The organism is Streptomyces sp. GC420 (assembly GCF_009916105.1).
GTDB lineage: Bacteria > Actinomycetota > Actinomycetes > Streptomycetales > Streptomycetaceae > Streptomyces.
In genome coordinates this window covers 1-6,672 of record NZ_JAAAXQ010000400.1, presented here as the reverse complement: position 1 = coordinate 6,672, position 6,672 = coordinate 1, and the positions used below count along the sequence as shown (strand labels likewise).

Sequence of the window (6,672 nt, the reverse complement as noted above, 5' to 3'; positions counted from 1 at the left end):
GGGTGGGACGGGGTGGTCTCGGCTGTGGTGAGGCGGTCGGGGGCCAGCGCGGGAGCCAGCCTGACGACGTGGGCCAGGCTCAGTCCGGCCGCCGGGGCGATCCGTTCCGCCTTCGCCTTCTCGTACCCGGCCAGCTGTGTGATCTGCCTGTCCCGCTCGGCTTCCAGCTTCGTCAGGACGGCCCGGGTCTTTTTGATCTCGTCCCGTACGGTGCGCAGGTCGGAGAGTGCTGCGGTGTAGCGCTGTGCGTCCATCAGGCTTCCTTGTCCGGACGGCGGGCGGCGGGTGCGGGGACGTAGGCGATCGCCCCGCCCGAGTGTGAGACAAGCCGGCTGCCCAGCAGCAGATCAGCGAGCATCCGGTCGGCCTGCGAGGAGGCGGTCACGTGATGGACGGGAGTGGCCAGGTCGGTGACGTAGCCCGCCAGCCGCGCGTGCGGGAAGGCATGGCGGCCCTGGGCGTTCTTCTCCCAGGTTTCCAGGCCGGTCAGCACGGCCACCACGTAGCCCGACAAGGTCACCGGCAGCACTCCGGCTGCTGCCACGCTCGGCGCATCGCAGCGCCACCAGCCGCGCAGCGCCTTGAGGAGGTCTTCGGGGGCGAGGGAGGCGGCGAAGCCGATCCAGTTCCGGTCCGCTTCCTGTACCTGCTTGGCCGCGTCGACCCGCAGGACGGCGATCTCTTGAGCATCCAGCCGGTCCAGCGGGGCGTGCCGGCGCTGACCAAGTGCCTGGACCACATGAAGCGGAACCATGACACGCACACCCCGGCGGGACAGGCCCGGCAGCAGCCCGGCGTGCACGAGACGGCGGAAGGTGGTGATGGCGCAGCCGAGCTCCTGGGCCGCCTGCCCGGTCGTCAGCAACATTCCACCCACCCCTACATGGAAACTCTGATATCTAATTTGGCATGAAGGTTAGCGGAGTCCTGAGGAACCGTCAAAGACCGGACGACCGGACTCCTCCCATCAAGCACAGGCCTCCCGCCTGCCGTCGGCTCCATGACGGAGGCGGCCGGTCAGGTCATTGGCCCCGCGGAGATGGGAGCGAAGAACCTCCAGGGGGTATGCGAATGGGGAGGAGGCGGCCGACCCGTCCGGCTGTTTCCGCGGCAGACTCACCCGGCCATTTTCCCGGAGGGGGCCGATTCGGTGGCCGGCGCTCTACCGTCAGCTGGACAGCCCACTCCCCCAGCGGCTGATACGCGGTCTTTACGCTGAACGTCGTTGCGCACACCATCTGTTACCAGGGGATGCGACTGGCACGCGCCAGCCGCCGACCGTGGCGATCCTGAACAGGGGGCACGGATGGGCGTCTTATGGAAGCTGGAGCCTGCGACCGCGGCCAAGCACCGGTTGTACCAGCGGTACCTGGACGCCTGGTGGCCGATCCTGCTACAGACCTCCCAGAGCACCGGCTACTCCCGGCCCCGCGTCACGCTCCTGGACGCGTTCGCCGGCCCGGGCCGCTACGAGGACGGCGAGCCGGGCTCGCCGGTGTTCATCCTGGACCGCCTGCTCGGCCATCACGCGGTCGACCGCATGCACCTCAGCCCCAGGCGGGTGCATCTGATATTCATCGAGAAGGACCGCGCGCGCCACGAGCACCTCGTGGCGGAACTCGTCTCCCGCTTCGGGCCGCTGAAGGATCTCCCGGTACGGGTGGAGGTCCGGCGCGGTGAAGCGGGCCGCGACAGCCTCGCAGTGCTCGATGAGCTCGGAGCCTGGGGCCACCCGATCCTGGGGATCTTCGACAGCTGGGGCAGCGTCAACGTGCCGCTGCACGTGATGTCCCGCATCGCCCGCAACCGTTCCAGCGAAGTCATCACCACCTTCGGGCCCAACTGGTTCAGCCGCCGCGAGGAACTCAACGCCGACATCCTCGACACGGTCTTCGGCGGCCGCGGCTTCTGGACCGCGGCCGCCGAAGAGCTGGGTCCCGACGAAAGGTGGCGCGTGTGGCTGCGCACCTACCGGGACGCGCTGCGGCGGGCCGGCTTCGGCTACCAGCTGCAATTCGAACTCGTCCCCCGCACCGGGCAGCCCCTCTACCTCGTCTTCGGCACCGGCAGCACCGCGGGCCTGAAGGCGATGAAGGACGCCATGTGGAAGGTCGACGACCTCGACGGCGAGAGCTTCCGCGACCCCCGCACCCGAGGTGCCAAGGCAGACGGCCAGCTCGACCTGTTCCAGGCCGCGGGCCTGATCGACGACGAGCTGGCCGAACTGGTCGCCCAGCGCCTGAGCGCCGGGGCCACCACCGTGGAGGCGATCGGCGAGTGGCTGCTGACGGAGACCGCCCGCTGGATGCCGAAGCACGCCTTGCAGGCGGCCCGGCAGATGCGGCAGGACGGCATGATCGCCGTCCAGTCGCCGGGCAAGCTCACGACGAAGAGCCGGATCAGCCTGCAGGCACAGGTTCGGGCATAGGCATCTGGTCCCAGGTCCGGCCCTGAAGATGCCGGCCGGATGCCTTCGGGGTCCGGCCGCCCCACTGCTTGAAGAAGAAGGCCACATCGGCCTGCAGGCAGGCGTCCCGGATCCCCGTGACCCACTCCTGCTCCATCGGGCGGAAGCGGGGGCCGGACTCGCCTCCGGCGATCACCCAGTGAATGCCCGTCAGGTCCAGCCCGTCCAAAGGACCGAGCAACGGCTCGCACGACAGGAACCGCACCGCGGCCGGAACCTGCCGCAGGTAGTCGACACGCGGCAGTTCCTTCGCGCTCTCCACGGACACCCCCATCCACAGGTTGGCCGGCCACGTAAGCCGGTCGGCGACCTGCCGCAAACGGCGCGCCCGCTTCGTGAGCACCTGATAGGTGTGCTGCGGGGTCTGCGCGATGATGCCGAAGACCTGCTCGACGTAGTCCAGCGGGACGCGGGCGTGGAAGAGATCCGACATCGAGTTCACGAACACCGTGCGCGGCGCCTTCCAGCCCAGAGGCACCCGCAGCGCGTCCGGGTGCACGGTCAGGCCGAAGCCGGGACCGGAGGTGCGGGGGTCGCCGTCGTTCTGGTACTTCGCCGACCCCATGGCCTTGAGCCGCTTCGCCAGCGTCAGCGCGTAGCAGTTGTCGCATCCGTCCGAGACCCGGTCGCAGCCGGTCGTGGGATTCCACGTCGCCTCGGTCCACTCGATCGAACTGCGGTCACTCACCCGTCGGCTCCCCATCCCCTGCAGTCGCGGCCGCCCGCAGGCCTGGTCGTACAGCCCGCGGCGTGTCCAACGAGCCCTCAGGCCGCCAGACATCGGCATCCAACCATCCGTCACCGCAGGCCGTCACAACTTCCCCTAAATAGAACATGCGTACACTTTTTTTGTGGTGGTGCGCGCGACAGGAACCAGCCATTCGTCTCCGGCGGCGCCTCTCTGCACGGCAGCGGTCAGGCTGTGTCGTCCGTGAGCATGCCCTGCTGAAGGAGCTGCTCGACGCTCGTCCCTCGTCCTCGGGCCATCTCGCGGAACGCGTCCCGCTGCCGCTGGCAGTCCAGCGCTCGGCCGACGGCGGACTGGCGGATGTAATCGTGCGTCGAGATGCCCAGCACGGCGGCATGCGCGCGGATGGCGGTCTGCTCCTCAGTCGTCCACCGCATACGGTCCTCCCAGCTGGTGACATCGGTTCAACCAGCCCTCATCCTTGCTCCGGCATGCTCCCGGCGGCAAAGAACGACAAAGGCGGCCGCCCTTGCGGACCGGAGCTGAGCAGTTCGGACACGGGGTTTGCGAGGCGCGCGGCACAAACGCCTGTCCGGCTGGCTGGGATGTGGCTGTCTGCGTAGATTTCTGCCACTGCCGCGGCCATGGGTTCTGCTCTCGCCCTCGCCGCGGGGTCGCGGCGCCTCGGCTCAATCCGTAGGCGCGTGCTCTGCATGGCCAGCACGAAATGCCCGCTCCTGACCTGCCTCCCTTGTTCCAGCCCCGACCGGAGGCAGGGCCTGCCCGTGGGTACGGGCGCTGTCTGTGCGGTCAGTAGTAGAACTCGAGGTAGTCGATGCGGTCGAGGGTGACCGTTTCTGCAGTGTGGGCGGGCCTGGTGCGGTGGAAGTAGCAGGCGCCCAGGGCGTCGCTGAGGATGCGGCGCAGCTCGTCCTCAGAGGCGTTGCGGTGTCGTGCGGTAAAGAGCCGTTCGATGTAGGGGGCCTGCAGGCTGAGAGTGAGGAAGCGCAGGCGGGGGTCGTCGCTGGATCCGGCTGCTGCGGTGAAGCCCAGCCAGGCTCTGAAACTGACCATCATCTGGCCGTTATTGTGCAGGATGGCGGTGTGGGCCCGGTGGCGGACGCGGGGCTGCCACAGGCGGATGATGTCCCGTTCCACGGCTTGCTGCACGGGGTCCTCCTCGGACGGCCGACGCACCGTGCGAAGGCTGTCGAGGTCGCGGACTGGCACGTCGAGCCGTGCCGCGAGTGCGGTCCGGTCGCCGCCCGCCTGCCGCAGCAGAAAGGCCAGCCGGGCCCGGGGCGAACGGGGCGGGTTACGGGTCCAGTGGCGGGCGTCGGCACGGTCGAGAGCTTCTTGGACGGTGGCGGCGCTCAGGCGCAGGGGAGGCGGCATGGGCGTGGCTTCCTTTCGGGCGGGTGAGGTAGCGGTGCAGGGGCTGGAAGGATCGGCGGATGCTGATAAGTGAGCCTGTGGCCCCGTTGCCGCGGCGGGTGGCGCCCCTTCACGGCGAGACGCTCGCCTCGTATCTGTGGCGGCTGGCAGAGCGAAACGGAATGGCTTTCGAGGAGCTGGCCCGGCATATCGGCGCACCCCGCACGATCCGGCAGGCGGACCCCCAGATTGAGGAGGTACGGCTGGGCCCAGTGGCGCAGCGGCGTCTTTCGCAGGTCAGCGGGCGCTCCGTGGGGCAGTTTGAGCGGGCACTGCCGTCGTGGGCGCACAGCCGTATCAGCGCGCGGGCGCGTCGTCAGGTGCAGATCGAAGCGTGGCCGCTCGATCAGGCGCCAGTGCAGGCCTGCGCGTTGTGTGTGGCGGGGCACAGCGAGCGGCCGGTGTGGCGCGTCAGCAGTGAGCAGTGGGCGGTCTGCACACGGCACGGCCGGTGGACGGGAACGGCCGAGGGCCGTTTCCAGGTGGGGCTGTCGGGGCTGCCGGAGGTGGTGGACGCGCAGGTGCGCAGGGTGCGGCTTCAGCGCAAGACGGGCTTGTATGGGCGCGCGTTGATGGCGGATGCGCAGCAGGTAGCCGTCTACTGGTGGCAATGTCGGCAGATGGGGGCGAGCGGGGTGTGGCGCAGGCGGCAGGACGTGTTGGGGGTGGACCGGTCGGCGTTGTGGGCGGTGCCGTTGTTGGTGTACCCGGAGGCCGTGATCGTGGCGGAGGCGATGGCGGTGCGGGAGCGGCAGCGCGCGATGGGACGCAGCTTTGCCGGAGGCCCGGCCGGATGGACGATGGGGCGGTGGGTGGCGTGGGTCGGTGAACGCCTCGGCATGGCAGGGGAGATGGCCGAGGGCGGTCATCGGGCGCTGGAGGCGTGGCTGATGGCGCATCGCAACACGGTGCCGGTGGTCGAGCGGCTGGCACGGCAGGAGGGGCGGGCGGTGGCGCGCAGTGTGCCGCTCGCGTTGATGGAGCCGCATCGGGTGATTCCCTCGAACGGGCCGTTGGAGCAGGCGTCGTGTCTTCCCTGGCGGCTGGGGTCGCCGATGACGAGCGTGCCGCTGTGGCGCTGAAATTGCACGTGTGTCTCGCCCCGGTGACAGAGGTGGCCGCTGCTCAGGCGGGGTCTTTGACGTAGCGGGCCGGGTTGATGCCCTGGGCGTACCTCCGCTGGTACCAGCTCATGGACTGGGTTCCTTCTTCCTTGGCCCAGCCGGGGTTGACGCCCAGGCGCAGGAGTCCGGGTATGCCTTGTTGGTCGGGTCCTGGCGGGACAACGTCAAGTGCGGAGGGGGTGCGGGCCGGGTAGAGGACGCAGTCGGAGAGGACGGCGAGCGGGTAACGGCCGGTTGTCTCGGCCATCTTGCGCATTTTGCGGTGGAGGGTGACGCGGGCGCGGGAGACGACGGCGGCACGGATGTCGGGGCGCCAGGTGGGCTTGTTCAGTGCGGGCCAGCGTGCGTAGGGGGCGGTGATGTCACGGGGTCCTTCGCGGAGTTTGCCGAGGCCGCCTTTGCCGGTTGCTTTGATGGCTGCGAGCAGGGCAAGCAGGGCGGGGTCGGCTGTGGCGAGCGTTTTCATGGCGGCCAGGTAATCGGCCTGGGGGATGTCCTTGTGCACGCCGAGGTCGGCCATGGTGGCGAGGTAGGCGTCTCTCAGCCGCTCGTACCAGGGGTCCAGGTACGTGCCGTGATCGTCGCGAACGTAGGCCTCGATGGGCCGTACCTCTATCTTGAGTTCCTGGGCGTAGGCGAGGGTGACCGTGGTGTACCAGGCGGGTCCGGTCGGGGACTGGCCGGTGGCGGTGAAGGGCGAGGGCAAGCGCGGGTCCAGCACGGCGTGGCTGAGGTCGCAGTACCACGCGCCGGGAGTCTTCTTGTCGAAGTCGGGCGCGAGGATGTGCCGGGGCGGGGCGTTGCGGCCGACGGACAGGCTGGAGGCGGCGGCGATGAAGGCGAGGTTGGTGTCGAGTCCGACGACGTGGGGGTATTCGGTTGTCTCCTGCTGGTCGGGGAAGCGGCTCCAGTCCCAGGCTTCTTCCTCCATGGCCTGCTCGGGTGGGCGGCCTTGGGCG

The 6,672-nt window shown here is 69.3% G+C and carries 6 protein-coding genes and 2 pseudogenes; 2 read left to right on the top strand and 6 right to left on the bottom strand.

The window, feature by feature from the left end; all coding sequences use genetic code 11:
* Both GUY61_RS32295 and GUY61_RS32290 read right to left on the bottom strand, forming a co-directional pair.
* Positions 1 to 254 (bottom strand): annotated as a pseudogene (locus GUY61_RS32295) (hypothetical protein); the annotation flags it as partial.
* Positions 254 to 868, bottom strand: coding sequence for a helix-turn-helix domain-containing protein (locus GUY61_RS32290; protein ID WP_166633881.1), 615 nt, complete (start codon positions 866 to 868; stop codon positions 254 to 256). The pseudogene GUY61_RS32295 and the gene GUY61_RS32290, both read right to left, overlap by 1 nt.
* Positions 869 to 1,306: 438 nt before the next feature.
* On the opposite strand from GUY61_RS32290, the gene GUY61_RS32285 reads away from it, so the two are divergent.
* Positions 1,307 to 2,428 carry a three-Cys-motif partner protein TcmP gene (locus GUY61_RS32285; protein ID WP_166633880.1) on the top strand — a complete coding sequence of 374 codons (1,122 nt, stop codon included), beginning with the start codon at positions 1,307 to 1,309 and terminating at the stop codon, positions 2,426 to 2,428.
* On the opposite strand, the gene GUY61_RS32280 is transcribed toward GUY61_RS32285, so the two are convergent.
* From GUY61_RS32280 to tpg, 3 genes are all read right to left on the bottom strand, one after another.
* A complete protein-coding gene (locus tag GUY61_RS32280) occupies positions 2,400 to 3,155 on the bottom strand; it encodes a DUF5131 family protein (RefSeq protein ID WP_166633879.1) in 756 nt (251 codons plus the stop codon). The genes GUY61_RS32285 and GUY61_RS32280 overlap by 29 nt on opposite strands.
* 227 nt (positions 3,156 to 3,382) lie before the next feature.
* Positions 3,383 to 3,592 (bottom strand): plasmid mobilization protein, encoded by a 210-nt coding sequence (locus GUY61_RS32275; RefSeq protein ID WP_166633878.1) that lies wholly within the window; start codon positions 3,590 to 3,592, stop codon positions 3,383 to 3,385.
* A 373-nt stretch (positions 3,593 to 3,965) separates the two neighbouring features.
* A complete protein-coding gene (gene tpg, locus GUY61_RS32270) occupies positions 3,966 to 4,550 on the bottom strand; it encodes a telomere-protecting terminal protein Tpg (RefSeq protein ID WP_166633877.1) in 585 nt (194 codons plus the stop codon).
* 59 nt (positions 4,551 to 4,609) lie between these two features.
* Here tpg and GUY61_RS32265 point away from each other — a divergent pair, with 59 nt between their 5' ends.
* Complete coding sequence (locus GUY61_RS32265) at positions 4,610 to 5,671, top strand: TniQ family protein (protein ID WP_166633876.1); 1,062 nt, start codon at positions 4,610 to 4,612, stop codon at positions 5,669 to 5,671.
* 43 nt (positions 5,672 to 5,714) lie between these two features.
* Here GUY61_RS32265 and GUY61_RS32260 read toward each other — a convergent pair.
* Positions 5,715 to 6,672: pseudogene (locus tag GUY61_RS32260) on the bottom strand (transcriptional regulator); the annotation flags it as partial.

Excerpts from the sequence above, each read along its gene's own strand:
- GUY61_RS32290 (WP_166633881.1), bottom strand. The coding sequence starts at position 868 with ATGTTGCTGACGACCGGGCAGGCGGCCCAGGAGCTCGGCTGCGCCATC.
- GUY61_RS32285 (WP_166633880.1), top strand. The coding sequence starts at position 1,307 with ATGGGCGTCTTATGGAAGCTGGAGCCTGCGACCGCGGCCAAGCACCGG.
- GUY61_RS32275 (WP_166633878.1), bottom strand. The coding sequence starts at position 3,592 with ATGCGGTGGACGACTGAGGAGCAGACCGCCATCCGCGCGCATGCCGCC.
- tpg (WP_166633877.1), bottom strand. The coding sequence starts at position 4,550 with ATGCCGCCTCCCCTGCGCCTGAGCGCCGCCACCGTCCAAGAAGCTCTC.
- GUY61_RS32265 (WP_166633876.1), top strand. The coding sequence starts at position 4,610 with ATGCTGATAAGTGAGCCTGTGGCCCCGTTGCCGCGGCGGGTGGCGCCC.